Raw genomic sequence first — 22082 nt, 5'->3', positions numbered from 1 at the left:
AAGACTATGCATCACTTCGCATGATCATGCAACATTTGGCGCGGGGAATCACGGCGGGCCGGCCCCCGGCGGGGGCCGGCCCGAAGCGGTACGCCGTCACGGGCGGCAGCTCGTCAGGACCGGTATGTCGTCAGGAGCGGCAGGTCGCCCTCATCTGGGCGGCTGCGTGGTGTGCCTTCTCCCATCCCTTGGACCAGTCGTCGCCACGGTCGAGCAGCTTCACCCCGATCGTGGAGCCCTTCATGGCGAAGGTGCCCGCGTCGACCCACTGGCCGCGGTGAGCGACCTGGTTGATCGTGAAGCTGCTGTACATGGTCGTACGGTCGTTGGCGTTCACCAGCACGTGGTACTTCGTGGGGTGCCCGCCCACGTACAGCGTGGTGTTGCTGTTCGGGATGTACACCGAGATCTGGCAGGTGCGGGCCCTGGTGCCGGGCTTCCACCACCACTTGACGCGGCTCTTGGCGTCGGTGCCGGTGTCCCCGGACATGGGGACGGCGACGTAGCTGCCGTTGCAGCCGTTGCCCGACCAACCGCCGGACGACCGGGTGTACCAGCCGGCGCTGCCGTCGGAGAAGTAGCCGTCCTGCTGGTAACCGCCACCGGACGGAGTGGGGCAGCCACTGCCGGCGACGCCGGAGTAGACCACGGTCGACTGCGGGGCGACCTTCTCCGTGGTGCCGCCCGAACCGCCGCCCGCGCTGCCCGTGCCGGTCCTGTTCGTGGTGGTCTTCCCGGCCGTGGTCTTCGTGCCGCCACCGGACTTCCGCGCGGAGCCGTCGCCGTCCGCGGTGGCCCCGCCCGCCAAGTCGCCGCCTTCGTTGAGCGGGGCGGAGCCGTGCGCGCCGTCGGCGGAGGGGCCGCCGTCCTTGCCGTCCTCGCCGCCGGGCACCTCCTTGCCGGTGGGCTTGCGGGGCGAGGGCGCCGCTGACTCGAACGCGCCGGGTATGTCTCCCTTGCCGGAGCCCAGCATGGTCCCGGGGGCCTCGCCGCCGGCCGCCGAACGCTTGCCGTCGTTGCCGCCACCGACGTGTACCAGGAAGGGGACGGTCACCAGCAGGACACCGGCGATGGCCGCGCCCGCGAGGAGCGCCTTGTTCGGGCGCCCCGTCTTCTCGGGAGCGTCGGCCGTGGTGGTGGCGGTCATGGTCGCGGTGGCTTCCGCTTCCGCCTCCGCTTCCGCCTCCGCTTCCGCCTCGGCGGTGGCGGTCGCGGCCTCGCCCTCGGCGGTCGCGGCCTCGCTCTCCGGCACGGGCGCGGGCGCGGCGCTCTCCTCCTCGCCGGACGCCTCGGAAGACTCCTCGCCGGACGCCTTGCCGGGTTTCTTCGAGGTCTCTCCGGCCGTCTCTTCCGGAGCGGTGGACGGCTCTGCCGCCCCCGCCGTGTCACCGCCCCCGGCGGAAGCCGCGCGAGCGGTCCGTACCGAGGTCTCGCCCGTGGCGGCCTCCGAGGTGGCGTTGGCCTCCGGCTCGGAGGCGGCCGCGGTTTCTTCGTTCCTGGACGTGGTCATGGGGTCCTCTGGGTGACGGGACTGGTGGGGAGCGGGTGGGACGGATCGGTGGAACCGGTGGCCGGAGTGGAGACGGTGGGCCGGACGGCGTCGAGAACCTGACGCGCGTCCAGCAAGATGCGTGCCGGGCCTGCCGGGTTGACGGAGAGACGGACCCGGTCCGTGGCGAGGCCGCGCACCAGGTCGGCGACGGCGACCGTGTCGTGCGCCAGGGCGCCCTCGAACGGCTGGTGGGGTACGGCGGTGAAGAGCGGGACCGCGGGTGAACCGTCGGCACCGGCGACCGTCAACGGGCCTCCGTCCGGGGCCCGGAGCACTGCCGCCTCCGCGCCTGCCAGCGCCTCGACGGCGTCGCTCAGCGGGCCGTATCCGGTGACGGCCAACTGTACGGCGGCATCGACCGGATCGGTCGGTTCGGGCCAGCCCAGGGCGAGCGGGGACGGCCGGTAGTCGTCGTTGGGCTGCCACTCCACGACCTCGCCGTCGAGCCCGGAACGCCACTCCCCGGCCACGGCCCAGGACGGTGGGGCGGCATCGTCCGTCCAGGCGGGGTCGACGACGCCGATCCAGTGGTCCGGCGCCTGCCGCGCGGCCTCGCGGATGTGGTCGGGCACGGGCGGGAGTTCCTGACCGGTCGGCCCGTCGGTGAGCTGCATGTGTGTGCCTCGGTTCGTGTCCGTCATGAAGTCGTGGTGCGTGTCGACGCCGAAGGAACCTCGTCGTCGTGCTGGAGGACCGCCGCGTACGACGGGTGCTTGAGCAACTCCCGTACCGCCTCCGGGGACAGATGGCGGTGGTGGGCGAGTACCTTCAGCATCTGATCATCGGTCAGCTCCAGGGCTCGCATGGACAGCCCCTGGGGGGCGAGGTCCAGCGCGGCCGTCGCGGATTTGAGCGGATCGTTGAGCGGGCGCAGATTCACCTGCCGTACGACGATGTCCCGCACCCCGTACTCGTCGAGGACCTGGGCGAGGACATCGGGGGAGGCGTCGTCCGAGTCCGTCGCGCCGTTGTCGTCGCTCGCGGGTGTGGGTGTGGGCGGTGGTAGCGGCGTCGATGGTGTCAGGGGCGGTGTCGATGCCTCGTCGGTGGTCGGCTCGACGACGGACTGGGATACGGACTGCCCGGTCGTGCGCTGCCGGGTCCGCGGCCGCGGTGTCGTGCTCGACTCGCTGTCCGCGAAGTAGTCCGACTCCGACGCGTCCCTCTCGTCGTCCGTGGTCGGCTCTGCGACGAGCCGCGATACGGACCGTCCGGTCGTGCGCTGCCGGGTCCGCGGCTGCGGTGTCGTGCTCGACTCGCTGTCCGCGAAGTAGTCCGACTCCGAAGGGTCCCTGTCGTCGTCCGTGGTGGTGTCGGTCTCCGACGTGTCCGTGTCGTCGTGTTGGCTGTCCTGCTGGTTGTCGTCTTGCTGGTTGTCATTCTGCTGGTTGTCGTCGTTCGAGCCGTCGTCGTTCGAGCTGTTGTCCTTCGGGATGTCGCTGTTCGAGTCCGTCTCGGAGGCCGTGACCACAGGCGACAGAGCCGCCTGGTAGTGGCGGTCCTTGAGGTACAGCACGACCTGGCCCGTGGACTCGTCGGTGGTCCCGGGCTCGAAGTCCTGGAACGTGCCGTCGTCCCGGACGACCGTCACCCTGACGCCGAAGGTCCGGGCGGCGAGCGCGGGCAGCAGGTCCGCGGCCCCGTGGTCCCAGCCGGTGTTGTCGGGCGAGTCGCCCGGGCGCCGCAGCTGTGTCAGCGCGAGGGCCTTGCGTTCGTCGGCCGACAGCCGCGCGTACAACGGCAGGGTGTGTGCGGGGTCCGCGAACTCACGGGCCTCGGGGGATCCCTCGGCGAACGTGGGGCCACCATCGGCCAGTTCCTGCGGATCGAACGTGTCGAGGAGGTCCGGGGTCGTGAAGTCCAGCAGATCGCCCGAGTCGTCCGTGAGAGTGTCCGTCATCCGTCCGAGCAGGTCGGTGACGGGCGTCGCGGTGTCCTCGGGGTTGCCGGTCGGGCCCGGCAACGGGGTGCCCGTGTGCCGGAGCCCTGCAGTGAGCGCGTGGAAGAAGGCGTCGCCGTCCTCGGGCACGTCATGCAGCGTGTACGTGTCACCGTCCGGGGAGACGAGCGTCGGCGGGGTGCCGGAGGAGTTCGGCGCCGTGTCCGGGACGGTGTATTTGGGGGCCACCGGTTTCGGCGATTCGGGGGCCGTGAAGACCACCGCGGGAGGCTGGGGGCCTCGGCGTGGCGTGCGGTGGTACCACCGGGTGAGCCGGTCCGCCGCCGCCCGTACCCGACGGAACTCTCGCATCGCGTCGCGGGAGCGGTCGGCCAGCTGCTCCATCTGCGCGAGCTGCTCGGGTGCGGCCTGAGCGTCTCCCGTCGATTCGGTGGCGGCGCGCCGGACCTTCCAATACGCCTTGTCCGCGTCCACCCATGCCTTGCTCGCCGCGGCCACCGAGGTCCAGGCGGCGGTGACGTCGGCCGGGAAAGTCGTGTCGTCGATCAGTCCGAGCTCGCGGGCCACGTCCTCCCGTACCCAGGCCAGGACATTGGTCCGGTACTCGACGACCTGCGACCTGCTTCCCGGGACGAAGACACTGGCGACCTTGCCGTGGACGATCGTCGCCTCGCCCAGCCAGTCCGTGGGGATCGAGAACAGCATCGCCCGACCGGTCTTGGGCTTGATGTTCTGCTGGGTGCCGTCGGCCGAGGCGATCTTGAGGGTCCCCGACTCGCCGGTGTTCCCTCCGCTGCCGGTCGGCGCGGGCGAGATGGAGCCGACCGGCGGTGCGGACGTGCCGACGGACGCACCGAGCGTGGTGCCCTGCGCGCCGGTCTCCGTGATCGAGATGTCCGAACTCGCGGTCTGCCGCTCGGGGCTCTCCATCGTGGCGTCCGCCGCCACGCTCAGCAGCACCGCCTGATTCAGCTGGGGGCGGGAGAACAACCGGTAGCTGCCCTGGGTGTCCAGGGCGATGCCGACATCGTGCATCGTGGCCGCCAGATAGCCGTTGGCCGTCGCGGTATTTCCGAAGAAAGCCGCCGTCTGGGTGCTCGCGAGCCCGTCGGACAGGGCCTGCCCGGAGGGCCGTCCCTGGGGGGCGAGACCTGACGTCCGGGCCTTGCCCGCGGCCTCCGTCAGCTGCGGGCCGGTGAGTTCGACGGGACCGGTGGACTTGGGCAGGTGCGGGAGCTTGGTGTTGAACGCCCTGGCCATGGCGAGATGGGCGGCGTCCAGCGCCGTGCCGGTGTCGGTGATCCGACGCGGCATGAAGCCGTTGGACGGCATGGTGAACACCTCCGTCACACCCTCTCGCCGCCAGTTCTCGATGTCCTCGTCCGTGAGCTGTCCGGGCCGTCGGAGCGTGACCCTGGGGGGCGGGTTCTCGTCCTCCGGCGAATTGCCGTCGGTGTTCTCCAGGGGCGGTGTTTCCTGGTCGGTGGCCTCCTGCTGCGGGACCGAGATGGTGTCCTGTGCCGAGGCCGTGGCGTTGTTCTGTACCGAGGCCGAGGCGTTGTTCTGTACCGAGACCGGGACGCTGTTCTCTGCGACGGAGTCGTCCATGTCCGGCATGGCCAGGCTGAGCGGCAGCTGCTCCCGCAGCGTGCCGACCGGGAAGTCCATCGACGGAAGCTCCGTTCCGTCCGAGTTCACCAGCACCATGCGGAGCCGGTACGTGGTGAGGAAGTCGGCGAAGGGCTCGTTGGGATAGAACGTGTAGTTCTTCATACGGCTCGCCGATGTGGTGACCGTCTTCTGCTGGGTGACGGCGAGCGATTCGGAGAGGCTCGGCCCGGCGGTGGGGGCAGCGGTGTTCTGGGTCCGCACCGCTTCGGTGACCGAGAAGCCGGTCGTCGTCGTGACGGCCTTGACGCCATTCACCTCGACGGTCTCGGTCATGCCCAGGGTCTCCTGGAACGTGACGCTGTGATCGATCCCGTCGAACTCCGTTTCCACCTGGATGAGTTCGATGCGTACCGTCGCACGCTGCGAGCCGATGGACACCTCGCCGAGCTTGGTCCAGGCGGTGCGGGTCACCGCCGTGACCCCGCCCCTGGCGGCGGCCATCTGCTGCCGGAGGGCGAGCAGCGCACGCGGTGTCACCATGTCCAGGATGTGGTCCCGCCCGGCGTCGTCCACCCCCTGCGACTTGAGGAGTGCGGCGAAGTCCCGCGCGGCCCGGGAGGAGTCCAGGGAGTTGACCGGGAACGAGCCGAACGGGGTGTCCTTCAGCCAGGGCGCCGGGGACCAGGAGTCCTCCGCGTAGCGGGGGGCGGGAGGAAGCCCCTGGCCGACCAGTCCGAGACGGTGCGCGGTCTTCTCCGGCACATGGCCGAGCCAGCCGTTGGGCACGTTCAGCTTGAATCCCGCGTAGTGCGAGTTCAGCATCGGCAACAGTGCGCGCAGTGGACTGGCCAGGCCGTTGGCGCGCGTCGTGAACCCGACCTCGTGCTGGACATCGGCGGTGACGAGGTACTTGAGGTTCTCGTCGTCCCGGTCGTTCTCCACCGACACCGTGTTCGTCACCATCGCCGTGCGGCCCTTGGTCCACGTCCCGTTCAGGACCAGTCCGTACGTACCGACCAGCGACGGCCCCTGGTCGTGGCTGCGCGCATAGGCGAGCCCGAGATTCAGCTTGGCCACGGTCACCGAGGTCTTCGCATGGGAGACCTGAGTCTCGGCGCCGAGCGTCAACTCGGTCTCCACCGCGACGGGTTTGGACTGCACGACCGGATTCCGCAACGAGACCCGGTGGGCGAGCCGGCCGATTCGATTGACGTACGGACCGGCGCCGAACAGCTCGACCATGCGCATGCCCGCGCGGGTGACCGACTGGTCCAGGAACGAAGCGAGGACCTGCGGCTGGAACTGGCGCATCACCGCATCGTGCGGCGCGGCCCCGTGCAGGCTGAACTGCCAGGCATCGCCCGAACCGTCCTTGAGTACCGATTCCACACCCTGGCTCAGCTCGGAGTTGCCGGCGACGGCGATTACCTGGTGGGGCAGATCGTCGAACGGAGTCAAGGGCGTTGGCTGCTCAGTGAGTTCGTGGGCGCCCGCATTCTCGTCCGTGTCGTCGTTCCGGACCGAATCGTCCGGATTCAGTGGCTGCGTCGGGCCGTCCAGCAGATCCTTGACCTCCTGGGGGCTCAGTGCGGTGGGGACCGGGTCGGGGTGAGCCGGATTCTGCGTCTGTTCCTGTTCCTGCCCCTGTTGTGGATTCGGCGGGTTCGGTGGGATGTGCTCGTCGGGCACGTCGAGCAGCACCCGTCCGGTCACCGCCGGACGGCTTGCATTGCCGCCGATGAGGTCGATCTCCGTGTTGCGTCCGACGGCGAGCCCCGTGCCGAGCACACCGAGGAACCGCAGCGGTTCGCGGAACCGCCAGTACCCGCCACTGGTGACGGTCACCGACAGCTGGTAGCTGAACACATGGGACGGGCCCGACGTGGCGTGCAGGGGCTCGTACGAGACCGTGGCACCGGATCCGGTCTTCCGGGCCTTCTGCCAGGCGAACCGGCCCGCCGGGGTGATCACACCGCTGTTGATCGGCTGCTTGAAGGAGTCGGTGTTGTTCTCACGCGCCGACACCCCGACGTCGATCCCGAACTCCCTGGTGTGGGACACCGTGCCCGAGCTGTCCAGCCGCTGAGTGCCGGGTGTGCTGCTCCGGAGGATCAGCTCGTTGCGTGTGCCCTCGTAGCGGCGTCCGGTCAGGTCGCCCTTGACCTGGATCCAGCGGAACTTCCGCTTGGTTCCGGTGATGTCGACGAGCCGGATGCGCAGTCCGTCGGCGGCGAAGGACTCCAGCTGTCCCGCCACACTGTGATGGCTGAGGGCGTCCATGACACTCAGGGTGTTCTGCAGGGCGGCGTTGAAATGGTTCTTGCCCCGCCACCCCTTCGACTTGTCCGCGGGATCCGTGAAATCCGCGAGGGGGGCGACGAGACCGGGGTGCTGCTCGGCGACGGCCGCGATCACACTGTTCGTCAGGTCGGTGAGGAATGAGGCGGGGGGGCGGGGCACGGTCGGTTCGGAAGCGCCTTCGGCAGCGTCCTCGTCGGAGTCCGTGCCGGTCCGGTCGTCACCGCTGTCGGGGAGGAACGCCTCCACCCTGGCCATACCGAGCAGTGTCGGATGGTCCACGGGGAGATAGACCGGGGGCGGCGGTTCACCCGTGTGAGGCGTCACGGACGCGATGACACCGTTGCTGTCGCCGTTGTTCCCACTGCCGACGTTGCTGCCGCCGTCGCTCCCTTCGGCCCAGGAGGCGACCACGGCCGGGAGCTGCGCCGAGCGGGTGCGCAGTGTCGTGCCGTCGTCCCATCCGGCGAGGCGGCGCGCTTCCGCACGGGTCATCCGGTCGAGGGTCCAGACGGTGAACGTCCGACCACCCTTCCCCCCGGATCTGCGGACGTGGACCTCCTTCTGCACCAGGTACAGCTCGGTGCGGACCTTCTTGGCACGTCCGACGATCTTCCGGCTGCCCGAACCGCCGAAGCCGGTGGTCCGGGTGGAGCGGTTGCCGAACTGCGCGAAGCCCGCCACCTGCACGCGCGGCTGGGCCGCGCTCGTCGCGTACTGGTCGAAGGAGAGGCTGGGGCCGACGGTGAACTGGAGGTCCTGGCTGTACGCGGTGGACGTACTGCGATCGTTCTTGATGACCCGCTGAATGGCGTTCCGCAGCTCGGCCGCGTTCGTCCCCGAGAGGTGCGTGGCCCTGCCCGGCACGATCTTGTCCACGACGAACACGCCGGCGGGTTCGCCGGAATCCGTGAACATGGGCTGACTGGTCACCGGACCGTGCGCCATCCGGTCCGCGATCCGGATGAAGTTCTCCGAGCTGAAGAACCGGGTGATCTCCGCGTGCATCGCCGAGCCGACGACGGCCTTGGCGTTGTCCACCGCCCACGTGTGGATGTCCGCCACTGAGCCGTATCCCTCGGTGTGCACCGTGCGGTAGTCACTGTGCTCGTCGAGCCGCATCTCCTCCGGTGCGTGCTCACGGTTGTGCTTGGCGGTCAGGTTGTCCGGGAGACGCAGCAGCAGCCCGTCCTTCACACCGAACGTGAGCTCGGTGACCGGCCCGCCCTGGACCGGTGCCGTGGACCGGGTGTTCGGCCTGCTGAACCGCTCGGCGATCCGCTTCAGTGTTCCGTGCTTCTCGGGCGCCGGGTCCGTCAACTCGACCGTGTACATCACATCGCCCAGGTACAGATGTGATTCGTCGGAGTGGCGGCTCTCGACCTGGCTCAGGGTCTGGTCCTGGAGGTTGAAGTCGACGGACTTCGTGAAGCCCAGGGTGAGACCCACCCGCCCGAACATGTTCGCCGGGCCGATCGGCGGCCCCAGAGGGACCGACAGGCCGAACTGCCTTGAGGAACCGGCCGTTTCGGACTTCCCGGAGGTGATCTGGCTGCGATGGATCTGGTCCACCTTCACCGGGTCGAGCGTGATCGGCGCGCCCTTCTCGTTGGTGATCACGGACCAGGGGGCCTGCGGCCGTTGGGAGACCCGCAGTCGGCGGACGCGTCCCGAGGTGTCCTTGAACGGGGTGGAGAGCCAGCCGTCCCCGTGGAACAGATGGGGCGTCTGCTTCAGGGCCCGTTCCAGTTCGCCGAGCGGGTTGTTCTCGACGAGACCGGGGCGTCGGGCGGGGACCGGAAGCGCCGACGTGGCTATGCGGTTCAGCACGTTGTCGACGCCGCGCTGGGTCACCTGGCTCTCACCGTAGGTGAAGGCCGAACCGGCCAGCTCGCCGTCTCCGGTGATGTACGTGGGCAGCTTCAGGCCGCCCGGGAACTGCTGGACCGCACCCTGGGGCGGTGCCGGCCGCATCTGGTCGTCGATGGTGGCCGGGCGCTGCTCGGCGAGCTGGGACACCACGAGTTGGACCACGTCGGTGGAGGCATTGGTGTCCGTGGTGTCCGTAGTGTCCGTGGTGGACGCCGTCACCTGCTGCCGGCTCTCCTGCTGTTGTTCTTGTTGTATCCGCGACGGTTCGAGCGCGTCCTGTGTGACGTCATGGGAGGGGGACCGCAGGTCGTCCTGGCGCGAAGCGGCGCCCGGCCCGTTCTCGCCGGATGCCTCGCCTACCCGGTCGAACAGAGCGGAGTACCGGTCCAGGCCGGGCATGCCGGTGCCGGACAGCCCCTCGGTGATGCGACGCAGCAGATCGGGCGTCATCCGCCCGTCACGGTACGGCTCCCAGACGGTGTCGTCCCCACCGAAACGCTCGTTGTCCAGTGCGCCGAGCGCCGCCAGCAATGAGTCGTGGTCGGGGGACTGCTCGATCTGTGTGCCGAAAGTGCCGCGCAGGGTACGCACCAGCTGGAGCGTTCGTGTCGTGGCCCAGGGCCCGGGGGTGTCCTCGGAAGGCGCGGGGGCGGTGGAACTCCCGGCGCCTGCGGTGTCCGAGGTGTCCGTGGTGTCGGCCGGTGGGTGCAGGCCCGCGGTGCGGGCGAGCGCGGTGAGTTCGGCGCCGGTCGGCTCGGGGGCGTACGAGGTCCAGTGGCCGGGATTCTCCTCGCTGTCCCGGAAGAGGACCGGGCGTATCCGCTGGTCGGAGCCGATCGCCGTACCCGCCGTCGTGGTGGGTGCGTACACCGGCCGGCCCGTCACATTGGCGACGTGCTGGGCGACGGACAGCCCGCCGTGAGTGGGCGAGGCACCGGTGGAGCAGGCGTACAGCACGATGGGGCGGTCCTTCGGACCGAGGTCGGCGGAGTGCTCCAGGTAGCGGCCGAGTTCCCTGCCGCTGATCACCGTGGTCGTCCCGTCCTGCCGCGTCAGCCTCACCCGGGTGGGAGTGCCGTGTGCCGCGAAGAAGGACACCTTCTGGCCGCTCCAGGGCAGTTGGCGCTGCCGGCGGTACATGGACGATTCGTGGTGATGGTGGTCCTGGAAGGTCGTGGAGGTGATGACGGTGTTGAAGCGTCCACTTCGCTGCGCCCAGTCCGTCTGCGTGTACGAGGCGAGGACCGACGAGCCGGACGAGTTGTCCGCGACCGTCTGCTGGACGATCTCGCCCGAGTCGACCGGAAGGTCATCGGCCGAGCGGGCGGACTTGAGCACGAGTCGGGGAGGGGGCGCGGAGGAACTCGTGGCAACGACCGCAGTCACGGCCGGGGAGCCGTTGTCCGGAGTCACATCGGGCTTGTCGTCGCCGAGGAGGCCGAGGCTGAAGTCGATGTCGATGTCGATGTCGCTGTCGAAGTCGTCGTCGCTGGTTGGTTGCTTGTTGTCGTCCTCGGTGTTGATCTCGGTGGTCTCGTTGTCGACGGTTTCGGTGTTCCGAACCGGGATCTCCGTGAGAGCCGTGAGATCCCTGGTTTCGGAGCCCTCGTTCTCGCTCTGCTCCTCGTCCGTGTTCTCCTGCCGGCTCTCGGTCCTCGGCCGGATGCTGTCGGGACTCGACGAACGGCTGGATGTCGGTGTGAAGTCGGACCGGGTGGAGCGACTGGACGTGGCGACGACGGGTGATGTCGGCAGGCTTTCGGAGTGGTCGCTCTCGTCGTCGGACTCGTCCACCCGGTCCCAGTCGGTCCGCCAACGCGGGGTTTCCTGCTGGGTGTTCCCTTCCTGACTCCGGTCCTGGGCGAGGGATTCGGTCCGGGGCAGTGCCGGACTGTCGGTGAGGACCAGGCGAAGGGCCTGAAGTGTCTGATCGTTGCCCGGATCGTGTGCCTTGGCCCGGAGGCTCTTGAAGTAGTTGTGCAGCCGGGAGCCGGGCCGCGTCAGCTCGCCGATGGCCTCCGCGACGACCTCGGTCGCACTCTCTTCCGGCGTGACGGACAAGTGGTCCATCGCGCTTCGGACCTTGACGAGATGCTCGGCCCGGAGCTTCTGCAGCCGGGTCTGGATCGTGTCGAACTGAGCCTTGGTGATGGTCACTTTGCGGCCGGAGTACGCGTGGTCGTCCATCACGGCCTTGACGTCCTTGCCGTCACCGAGCACCGACTTCAGGTCCTCCGCGCTCAGCACTCCTGTCGCCGTGAGGCGGTCCACCTCGTCCCGCGTCAGGATTCGTCCGTCCCCGTCCCCGGGCAGCGCCGGCATCACGGACTGCGCCGTGTGCACGTGCTGGAGCGCCGTCCACTCGGGCGTCGGCTGCTCGCTCGACAACTTGGCGGCCCTGCGGCCCCACTTGCTGGGATGGGTGATGGCCCTGGTCACCTGGCCGAGATGGTCTGCCGCGACCGGGTCGAGTCTGTCGTACGGGGTGTGGCGGGTCAGGGCGGAGAAGTACGGGCGGCCCAGCAACTGCATCAGGTTCGTGGTGTTGGCCCCTTCCAGCACTGCCGGAAGCGTGCCGAGCTGGAAGACCTGCCGGAACACGTCCTGGGGGAGGCCGGGAGACTGTACGACGAGGACGTCGTCCGGCCCCAGCTGTGCGAGTTGCTGGTCGAGGTCCCCGGCGGTGATCTCGGTCCGGCTCAGGTGCGCATTCGAGTGTGCGGGCGCGAAGTCCACCGTGGCGCGGCCGAACGAGAGGATCACGGACGGCTTGCCGATCCCGGATCTGCTGATCCCGGCGGCCAGGGAGCTGAGTGCGGACACCCGGCCCGGCTCGGCGACGTTGTGCAGGCCGTAGACCGGCATGACCTCGGTGCCGTTCTCGTGAACGGCCTGGGCGACCGCTTTGAGTCCGGCGGCGACGGCGGGGTCGGTGACTCGCCGGTCGATCAGGTCCTTGAGCGCGTCGTGGGTGAGGAGCGGGGTGTGGAAGTTGAACATCGCGTCGGGCGCCACGGCGTTGCCCGTGTCATCGGACGGTTCGCTGCTCTCCAGGTCCCTGACGTCGACGGCGTCGTCCGCGGACGGCCTGCTGTACAGATAGCGGTGCGAGGATTCCCAGGCGTAGGGCTTGAGCACGATCGCCCGGTCGGTTCCCAGGAAGTTCAGGAACCGCTCCGCCACCTTTCCGTCGTCGTCGAGCCGGTCGCTCGCCGCGACCATGACCAGTCCTTGAGCCCCTGGCTTCCCGGATGCCCGGGGGTCGGTCGCCGGCTGGTCCGGGTCGAACGTCCGGGTCTGCCAGGAGACGCGGGCGTTGAGGTCGTCACTCAGCAGGAGCTTGAGCTTCTGCTGGACGCTGTCGGGGGCGATGGCGGTGATGGGCCCCGTGTAGCCCAGCTCGTCGAGGGAGTCCATCAGCATCGTGGCGGCGGCCTGATGGCCGAAGTTGGCCGCGTCGTCGATGAAGATCGTGACGCCGCCCTCGGTGCTGTTCAGCTTCTCGTGCAGCTCCCTGCGGAGATCGATCTCCTGTTGTGACGGTGGGGTTCCCTGCCGGTGGGCGGCGATGTCGGTGAGCAACTGCTGCGGCGGGGTACCGGGGGTGCCGAGGAGCTGCGCCCACAGCTGATGCTCCGGCACGGTGACGGTGTGGGGGGCGGCCTGCGACATGGACGGGGAGGAGGAGGGGGACTCCGCGTCGGACAAGGGCTGCTCGGTGTCGGAGGAGCCGTCCTCGGTGAGCAGCCCCGTGCTGGGCTCGGTGTCGTTCTCCGGGGAGACGGTATCCGTGTCGGTCTGCGTGGTCGGTGTTTCGTGCTCCTGCTCCGGGTCGTGCTCGGAGCCCCGGCCCGTTCCGTTCTTCGTGTCCCGGTCCGGTTGGTTCTGCGTGTCCGGTTGTGCGTTCGGCGTCTGCTCGTCCTGCGATGCAGCGGGGCCGTGGTTCCGGGTGGGGCCGCCGCGCGAGGTGTCGGAGGAGTTGTTGCCGGTGTTGGGAGTGTTGGACGTGTGCGACGGACCGGAGTGCGAATCGGTTCCCGTCGGGGGGACCGTGCGCTCGTCGGAGGTCTGCTGGGTCTCCTCGTCCGTGTTGTTGTCCGCGTTGTTCGTCTCGCCCGTGAAATCGGTGTGGTCGTCGTTGCTGGAGGTGTTGACGGACCCCTTGGTGGCCGGTCCGGTCGAGCTGGACGGGCCCGTGGAGCCCGACGCAGGGGACGTCGACTTCGGCCCCGTGTGCTCGTTGTTTCCCGTCTGCTCGGACTGCTCGGACTGTTGCGTCTGACCCGTGTGTTCGGTCGAGTCCGTCTGGTCCTGGGAACCGGTGCCGTTCGTTGTGCCGCTGTTCTTCCCGCCTCCCGAGACCCCGCCGGTCCCGCTCCCGGTGCCGGCATTCGTTCCGCTCCCGGTCCCGCTCCCGGATTCGGTCCCGCTCCCGGACTTCGACCCCGTGCCGTCCCCGTCGGCCTTGCTCGACGTCGGCACGTTCTTCCTGGTGAAGTTGTTCTGCACCCAGGTACCGGGCTTGGACGCGCCGCTCCCGAGCAGGGATTCGGCCTTGCCGCTGATCCCGGAACCCAGGAAGGTGTCCCAGCCCGTAGTCCAGTTGCCCGTCGTCAGGCCACCGGCCACGATCTCCGCGACGGCCTCCGAGCCACCGGAGGTCAGGAAGTCCTTCGTGTCGTTCAGCACCGTGTTGCCCAGGTTCTTCGCCGAGAAGTTCTTCGGCCGAGGCGCCTTGTCGGTGACGTCCTTGGTGAGGTTCTTGACCGGCCCCTTGCCCGTGAAGTTCTTCAGCAACTTGCCGAGTCCGGAAGAGAACGCGCCGTGGAAGAACCCCGCGAACCCGCCGAAGACGGCGTCCTGCCCGATGGCCTTCCAGTCGAACCCCTTCGGCCGCCGCCCGTCGGGCCCCGCCATCATCATGGCGAGACGTACCGCGAAGGTCTGGAACGCCTCCTGGAACGCCTCGCTCAGGCTCGGCATCAGATGCGTACGCTTCAGCAGCGTGTCCAGCACCGTCAGCACCACCACCCGGCTGCGGCCCTTCGCCACCGCCGCGTCGCTCGCCGACGCCCCTCCCGAGAAGAACGACATCACGAAGATGATCAGCAGCTCGATCATCAGCCGGATCAGCTCGGCGATGATCTGCCACTTGGACTCGGTGATGTTCATCGACGTCTCGGTGCGGCCGTCACCGATGGTCTTCAACTGGTCGGAGAAGTCACGGAGATGGTTGGTGCCCCCGTTGTCGATGAAGAGCTTCATCGACTGGAGGTAGTTCGCGCCCACCTGGGGCGGGAGCGACCTGCTGATCCCGACGACCGACTGCTCGATCTCACCGGACAGGTCCGTGAGACGGTCGGCGAGCCGGTGGTACGGCCGCCGGCTGGCGTACGCCAGATCCTCGTCCGCCTGCAACAGCCGTTCGCCGATGAGGACGAACAGCAGATTGTTCAGCTCGGGCGTCGCCTTGATCGACATGGGGCCGTGCTCTCTGCCGTCAGCGCTTTCCGCTGTTGTCGGGCCTGATCCGGTGATCCCGGATGGCGTCCAGGATGTTGTTCTGGTTGGACTTGATCGAGGCCAGGTTGACCGAGGTCCCGTGGGCCACGCCGTTGACCGCGTCGGACAGGGCGAGCGCGGTCTCGCTGCTGCTCTCCCGCTCCTTCTGCTCCTGCGGGATGACCTCCTGGGCGAAGCTGTCGTCCTGGCCCGGCCAGTCGCGCGTCGCCCGTACGTCCATGACGAAGTCGTCCACCATCGAGCCGATCGAGGTGCTGATCGAGAACATCTGCCGCAACCCGGCCTGGATACGGGCTGGCTCGGCGAAATAGGCGTCGCTCATGCTCTGTTCAGCGCTCCTCGTCCTCGTCGATCTCGTCACGCAACCGGCGTCCCGAGTCCTGCCGGGCCCGCTCGTCCGGGCCCTGAAGCACCTCGGGCCCGAAGATCCGCGCCCAGTCGATGTCCACACCCGTGAGCTCGGGCACCTCGGTGCTCGGCCGGGTGAACGGCTCGAAGGTCTCCATCACCTGCCGGGCCATCTCCGTACGGGCCCGCCCGAACGCCTCCAGCACCGCCCCGGACAGCTCACCGGGCGACATGGTCCGGTACTTCCCCTCCAGGAACCGCAGCGCGGTCAGCTCTCCCTGCGGCCCGACCGTGACCTCCACCGACCGGTCCGCCGACCGTACGGTGCGCGTCGCCTGCCGCAGTTCGGCCTCGGCCTTCGCCACGCCCTTCTCGGTGGCCTCCAGTTCGGCCATCGCCGCGGCGAGCCGGGCCTCCACGGACCGGGCGTACGGCGAGACCTCGCCGCGTCCCGGACTCTCCGACGCCTCGTTCATCGCGCCGCTCACCGTCCGATCACCGTGGGCGTGCCGCCCTCTTCCGCGCCCCACACGTCCTCGTCCTCGGCCACCCAGTGCACCCGGTCGCGCTCACCGCTGCCGGTCGCCTGGCCGCCCTGGGTGCCGCCCGCCGCGCCGCCGGCGACAGCCGTGGAGCTGGTGGCCGTGCGGGCCCTGCGGGCGCTGCGCTCCTCGTCGGCGCCGCGCCGGCCGCCGGAACGGGACGACCCGCCGCGGGTACCGGGGCCACTCTCCGTCAGGACGTTGCGGACGCGTTCGCCCGACGAACCACCGGCCTGCCCGCCGGCGCCCATCCCGCCCATGCCTCCCATCCCGCCCATGCCGCCCATCGGCATCATGGGGTTGAGCGGTGTGGAGCCGTCCGACGACGCACCCGAACCCATGCCCGTACCCGTGCCCGTGCCCGTCGGCAGGGTGCCGGTGGTGCCGGGCGGCGCACCGAGCGTTCCGCCCGGGTGGAAGGTGCTGTCGTACTCCTCGTAGTCGCCCCCGCCGGACCGGTTCTGACCGCCGCCGGACGAGGAGTTGTTCAACGAGCTGTGGGAGTTCCCGCCGAGGGAGTTGAGATCCCGGTGGAGATCCCGGTCGAGGTCGTTCCGGAAGTCCCTGTTGAGATCGCGGTTCAGGTCGCGGTTGAGGTCCTGATGGGTCGGCGGCGGCGTGAGGTGGTTGTTGCGGTTCGGCGGCCACTGGAGCTCGGTCCTCGGATTGAGTTCGCTGACCGTCTCCTTGCCGTTCTTGTCGATGCTCGTGACCTTGCCGGTCTCCGGATCGACGATCTGCTTGCTGCCGTCCTTGAACGTGGTGGTGAGCGTGCCGTCCTTGTTCAGCTTGGTGACACTGCCGTCCGGGTTGGTCACGCTCTGGCCCGGGTTGAGGTCCTGCACCGTGGTCTTGCCCTGATGGGGAGTGACGGTGTACTTCCCGGTCTTCGGGTCGTACGTGACCCGGTCGCCGTTCGGGTACGTCGTGACCAGGTTGCGGTTCTTGTCGAGGGAGGTGGTCCCGCCACCGGGCCCCAGGACCGAGTTGTCGGGCAGCTTGGGCGGCGGGATCAGCGGATTCAGCGGGCCGGAGTGCGAGGAGTTCCCGTTGCCCTCGGTCGAGCCCTCGTTGCCCGGCTTGTCGATGTTGTTGAGGTCCTTGTTGAGGTCGTTGGTCAGGTTCTTGCCGAGCTGGTCGTCGAGACCGTTCCCCGACCCGCCGTTGAGATCCTTCGTATCGGTGTTGCCGAACAGATCCTTCAGACCGCCCGGCCCGCCCCCGAAGTCGTTGAGGGACTTGGTGACGTTGTTCCCCATGTCACCGATGCCCTTGTTGAGGTTGTCCAGCGCCGTGTTGAGATCCTTGTTGTTCTTGTCCGTCTCCTCCTTGGCCTTCTCGGTCTTCTCCTTGGTGTAGAACTCCGTCAGCGAACCGGTGTTCTTGGTGGTGAGCGGCGTCTCGAACGGTGTGGTGGCGTCGATCCAGGCGTTGTTGAGGTCGGACAGCACCTTCTGCGCCGTGCCGTTCAGACCGAGCTGGAGCCCCTCGATGTCCGGGTGGGGCGTTTCGATGAACTCGTTCCAGCGCCGTACGGCCTCCTCGCCCACCTTGGCCCAGTTCTGGATGTCGGTCAGGTCGCCATAGGTCGGATGGGGTTCCTGGAAACCGTCCTTGGTGGAGTACGTCGTGGTGGTGGTGGGGGTGATGACGTTTCCCTGGCTGGTCGTCGCAGTGATGAACGGGATGTTGTGCGCCGTCAGCCATGCCAGGATCTCGTCCAGGACCTTGATCAGGTAGAAGTGCGGGTCGTGCTCATTGCGCCCCATCCACGCGTTCCACGCCGTCTGGAGGGACTTCCCCTGGGTCAGCAGCGTCTGCTGCGCGGCCATCAGCTGCTTGGAGTGGTTGGACTTCGGAGTGAACGCGGGTTCCCCGACGGCGTCGAACTTGTCGCCCGCGCCCAACTGCTCCTTGTAGTTGTCGTAGTTCCCGTGCAGCTGATGGATCAACTGCCAGAAGATTCCCGCCGCCTGGCCCTTCCAGGAGGACTGCTCGCTGCCCAGCGACTTCTGCCACCCCGCGAGGATCTCCGTCTGGTCCACGAAGAACTGGGCGGCCCGGTCGAAGGCCTGGGCGGTGTTCCGGAAGGAATTGAGATCCACCACGTTGGCGTCCGGGACCGACGCGCCGTTGAAGGAGGCCCCCTGTGTGGTCTTCGAGTCGATCAGAGCACCCAGGGCCGCTCCCGGACCTCCCATGTACTGGCCCAGGGGGCCGATGTCGAAGTCGTCGCCGTACTTGCCCTTGTACTTCCCGCCGCTCAGGGACTCATTGGCCTCCAGCCCCCGGCTGCGCCCGTTGTCCGACATGAAGGCGCCGATGAAGACCAGCCGGGCGTGGTACATCTCCACGTGGCCGCCCTTGTTGGTGTAGAAGTACAGGTCGTAGTCCTGGCCTTCGCTCTTCAGTGAACCTTGTTTCGCCGCGTTCACCACCGACTGGACACTGATCTTGTCCAGGCTCATCCGGAAGAGCGGGCTCTTCTCCTTGCTGCTCAGGCCGGTGAACAGACCCTTCCGGCTGGGCATCGGATAGCCGGTCAGCTTGGTGACGGCCTGCCCCCAGTAGTCGTCGGCGTCGTAGCTCTGTGAAGTCGGGGTCGACATGCGGAACGCTCCGGAGGCGAAGAAGGGGATCGGGGCGGGCGGAATCGGGGCGGGCGGCGAGGAGACCGTACGGAGACGGGTCGGCCCGGACCGCCGGGAGCGGCCCGGGCGGATCGCCGGGGCGGACCGCCCCCGGCGGGAGCGGCCGGGTCAGGCGCCGGTCTTGGCGGTGGGGCTCAGGTCCTTGTCCACGTCCGAGAAGATGTCGAGCAGCGCGGCGCCATCGATCGATTCGAGGCTCTCGCCCTGAGTGCTGAGCAGCTTCTCGATGGTCGTCAGCAGGTCACTCTTGATGTGCTTGAAGAGCGTCTGCTGATTCGCGAAGATCTCGTCGACCGAAGCCGCCGCCCCCTTGACCGCCTTCACCAGGGACTGGCCGTGCACACTGTCGTCCGTTCCCAGCAGGCCGATGGCCAGCGCCGGGTCCTGCTGGAGCGTCCCGGGCGTGGTGCGCCCGTCGAGGATGCTCTTGAGCGCCCTGAGACCGTTGGGGTCGTCCTTGCGGATCTTGTCCAGCGCCGTCTGGAAATCCGTGACGTCGTTCTCGGCGAACGACTTGAGGTTCTTGCCGTCGAGGTGGGTCAGATCGGCCATCGGGTGCCCTCGCTCAGCGGCCGATGGAGATCTCGGACCACATCTGCGACAGCGAGTTCTCGCTGTACTTGTAGTTGCCCGAGATGTCGGTCAGCAGGGCCGCGTGCGAGTTCAGCAGCGTTTCCATGTTCCGTACCGCCTGGTCCCAGGCGGCCTGCTTCTGACGGTAGGTGTCGGCGTCGGAGCCGTACCACGTCTTGCGCAGCTCGGCGAGCTCCGCCTCCAGGGACGCGAGTGTCCGGGCGATCGCCTGGGTCTGGCGGACCATGTCGTCGCCGGCGTTGTTCATGTGGCCGTAGTCGACCAGGATGTAACCGTCGGTCAGGTTGTCGGGCATCGGGGAGACCTCGCTTCGCTGCCTGGGAAGGGTGCCCCGCCGCGATGGCGACGAGGGGTGCCGGACGGCCGGCGGAATGGACGACGGGATCACGTCGTCCGGGGCGGTCCTACGCCATGAGGTCGTCGAACGCCTTCTGCGAGGCGCTGTACGCCTGGTTGATCGCGTCGTTCGACGATCCCTGCGTCTTGCCGTGCTCCACCAGGCTCGTGTTGAGCTTGTCGACCATGTCCTCCAGGTTGCGCAGGATGATGTTGACCTGGTCGTCCCACTGCTTCAGCAGGACCCCGTACTGGCCGCCGTCGCTGCCCTGGTACCCCTTGCTCAGGTTGTTGCGGGTGTCGTCGACGTCCTGGCGGGACTTGAGAATTCCGCTGTAGGCGGCCTCAAGGGCCTGAATGCCGTTCCGGGTCGAACTCTCGCTCGACTGCTGGAGGTTGCCGCCCGGTCCCGCCTGCGCGCCTGCGTCTGCCACGGTGTCTCCCATGCTCAACTGCTGGATGGCCGTGATCCTATGATCAGATCCGTGGTGTGCTCAATGATCCTCGACCGCATCTGAGCTTTTCCTGAGGAACCATCAACTTCTTTTACCCGAAGGCAATGTCCTGTTGTCCCCACGGCCGCCCGCATCCCTTTCCGCCTGTGGGCACGAGGGCTCTGTCGTGCCCACCCCGCGTCCCGCTGCGGCCGCCTCCGGGCTCAGATCCGGGCCGGACGGCAGCATCGCCAGGAGCGGGGACGGAAGGGCCTGGGCGACGGCGCCGTCGTACCCCAGCGCCTTCTGCGTCGCCCGGGACAGCAGCCGGTACTTCACCCCGTTGTCTGCGACGAAGTAGGTGGTGGAGCCGACATCGGTGCCGCCCGCGCCGAGCGCCTTGACCAGCGCGCCGTGCCCCGGGCGTACGGCCGTCGCGTCCACCGGCAGACAGGCCGGGGCGATGTTCTCGGGCGATGCCGCGGAGGCCGGGGGCAGCGCGGCGAGCGGGACCAGCGCACCGGTCACCCGCGTGCCGTCCCCGTGGTCGGGCCGCACCCGGGCACAGGCCGCCCAGCCCGCCGGTACGGACTCGGCCCGCGGCGGCGTCCGCGGCAGACCGGCCGGCACGGGCTCGCTGCCCTCCGCGCCGGGCGCCAGCCCGGCCTTCACCTCGGCGGCGCCGATCACCACCGCGGCGGGCGCCGCACCGCCGTACGCGTCGTTCTTGGTCTCGGCGGAACCCAGGGCCAGCGCGGCCCCGGTCTCCGTCAGCGGAACCAGCCCCTCCTTGCGCAGCAGGTAGTACTGGCGCGCCGCCCCCGGCGTGCGCGACTGGAACACCTGCCCAAGCTTCGACGGACGCCCGCCCAACGACGGCCCCGCTCCACCACGGCCGGGCACGGCGGGCGGCACCAGATCCGGGCCCTGCACCAACGCGTCCAGGAACGCGGCGGACACCGGCCGGGGCGTCACCGACCCGTACCCCAGCGACACCGCGGCGTTCCCGCTCCTGTCCAGCCGCAACCGGCTGCCCTGCCAGACCAGATACCGTGCCCGGTCCGGCCCCGACACCACCACACCCTGCCCGGCGCCCATTCCGCGCCCTTCGACCGGCGCACCGGCCACCAACGCGGTGAAGGCACCCGTCGGGTTCCCCGAGCCACCGGACCCCCCACCGGCCTCCGACGCCAGCACCGAGCACACCTGCCACGGGTCCTGCTCCAGGTCCTTCACGCCCGGTACGGAGTCCGGCGCGCCCGGTATCCCGACCGGGGCGCCCACCGCGGTGCCCTTCAACGACGCCGTGCTCACGTCCTCGGACTTCAGCTTCCCGTCGCCGACCAGCAGCGCGGAGGCGTAGTTGCGCACCGGCCGCAGCCGGCCCTCCACGTACATGTAACGGGCTCCCGTCTCCCGGTTCACCACCAGAGTCCCCGACGCCCGCCAAGCGTCGTTGCCGCCGGGGGACATGAAGCCGTACACCAGCGATCCGGCGGCCACCAGCACGGTGATCACCACACCGATCAGCACCCCGCGGGTGGTCCGCCCCAGCGGGCTCTCCGGGGCGTCCGGGTCGGCGAGCAGCATCCCCGAGGTCAGCCGGCCCATCACGAAGGTGTGTGCCTGGACCTGGTCACGCTTGGACTGCATCTGGCAATACCTTCCGGGTCAGCCGTTGATCGCCCGGAGCGCGGCGAAGACGCCGAGCACCCAGAGCGCGAGCGGCAGCAGGCTGATCGCCAGTGCCGAGTGCAGCAGTTCGGCCGCGCGGCCCCAGTACGGCACCAGTCGCCGCCCCGGCACCGTCCAGGACACGATCGCCAGCAGCGCGGTGAACGCCACCAGCCCCGCCACCAGCAGCGGTCGCTCCTCGGGGGTCAGCGACGCGGCCAGCGCCACGGTCAGCAGCAGCGCACCCCACACCCCGGGCAGCAGCAGCGCGAGCCGCTGCGGCACATTGACCATGCCGCGCCCGTGCAGCAGCAGAAGCAGCGAAAGCACCGAAGCGGTGAGGGTCTCCGGCAGGTTCGGGCCGTCGGCCAGCACCACGAGACAGGCCGCGCAGACCGTGCCCGCCGCTCCGTAGAGCGCGGTCATCCAGCCACTCGCCAGCTCGGTGCGGGTGGTCACATCACCACCGGCGTAGGGCTCGATGCCCTCCTGCAACTGCTGGGAGTTGGTCGGCAGCGCGGGCATCCGCATTCCCGCCAGCTTGAACGCCAAGGCCGGTACGAAACCGCCCAGCACCACGGCCAGCGCGGCGAGCACCGTCGCCGCACCGTCCATCGTCAGATCGGCCGGCCCGGCCAGCGCCCCGCCCAGCGCGACGGCGCACCAGAACACCGCCGTCGCCAGGAAGAACGGCACGGACACGGCCGCGAGCGCGAGCCCCAGCACCGCACCGCCCGCACCGGCGGC

General features: G+C 69.0%; 11 protein-coding genes. All 11 read right to left on the bottom strand.

Translation table 11 applies throughout. The features are described 5' to 3' along the window. Nucleotides 1–130 precede the first annotated feature (130 nt). Entirely contained in the window at nt 131–1510 is a 1380-nt protein-coding gene (locus tag ABZY11_RS15255) for a hypothetical protein (protein ID WP_356479579.1), read from the bottom strand. Next, nucleotides 1507–2193, bottom strand: coding sequence for a type VII secretion system-associated protein (locus ABZY11_RS15250; protein WP_356479578.1), 687 nt, complete (start codon nt 2191–2193; stop codon nt 1507–1509). Before ABZY11_RS15250 ends, ABZY11_RS15255 begins: the two co-directional genes overlap by 4 nt. After that, nucleotides 2190–14714 (bottom strand): hypothetical protein, encoded by a 12525-nt coding sequence (locus ABZY11_RS15245; RefSeq protein WP_356479577.1) that lies wholly within the window; start codon nt 14712–14714, stop codon nt 2190–2192. The genes ABZY11_RS15250 and ABZY11_RS15245 overlap by 4 nt, the downstream gene beginning before the upstream one ends. 19 nt (nt 14715–14733) lie before the next feature. Continuing rightward, nucleotides 14734–15078, bottom strand: coding sequence for a hypothetical protein (locus ABZY11_RS15240; RefSeq protein ID WP_356479576.1), 345 nt, complete (start codon nt 15076–15078; stop codon nt 14734–14736). A 7-nt stretch (nt 15079–15085) separates the two neighbouring features. Further along, nucleotides 15086–15580, bottom strand: a complete 495-nt coding sequence (locus ABZY11_RS15235) for a YbaB/EbfC family nucleoid-associated protein (protein WP_356479603.1) — start codon at nt 15578–15580, stop codon at nt 15086–15088. An 8-nt stretch (nt 15581–15588) separates the two neighbouring features. Beyond that, a complete protein-coding gene (locus ABZY11_RS15230; RefSeq protein WP_356479575.1) occupies nt 15589–18255 on the bottom strand; it encodes an AAWKG family protein in 2667 nt (888 codons plus the stop codon). Between the two features lie 150 nt (nt 18256–18405). Next, nucleotides 18406–18849, bottom strand: a complete 444-nt coding sequence (locus ABZY11_RS15225; RefSeq protein ID WP_356479574.1) for a type VII secretion system-associated protein — start codon at nt 18847–18849, stop codon at nt 18406–18408. A 13-nt stretch (nt 18850–18862) separates the two neighbouring features. Continuing rightward, nucleotides 18863–19186: a WXG100 family type VII secretion target gene (locus ABZY11_RS15220; protein ID WP_329814345.1), complete on the bottom strand. Its 324-nt coding sequence runs from the start codon at nt 19184–19186 to the stop codon at nt 18863–18865. A gap of 109 nt (nt 19187–19295) precedes the next feature. Then, entirely contained in the window at nt 19296–19661 is a 366-nt protein-coding gene (locus ABZY11_RS15215) for a hypothetical protein (protein ID WP_356479573.1), read from the bottom strand. A 102-nt stretch (nt 19662–19763) separates the two neighbouring features. After that, nucleotides 19764–21314, bottom strand: coding sequence for a type VII secretion protein EccB (eccB, locus tag ABZY11_RS15210; protein ID WP_356479572.1), 1551 nt, complete (start codon nt 21312–21314; stop codon nt 19764–19766). Nucleotides 21315–21332: 18 nt separating this feature from the next. Continuing rightward, nucleotides 21333–22082 (bottom strand): type VII secretion integral membrane protein EccD (gene eccD / locus ABZY11_RS15205; protein WP_356479571.1); only part of this gene is annotated, 750 nt, incomplete at its 5' end.

The organism is Streptomyces sp. NPDC006510, assembly GCF_040611955.1.
Classification (GTDB): Bacteria; Actinomycetota; Actinomycetes; order Streptomycetales; family Streptomycetaceae; genus Streptomyces.
Note: the sequence above shows the minus strand (reverse complement) of the source record. Positions and strands in the feature narration are given on the sequence as shown.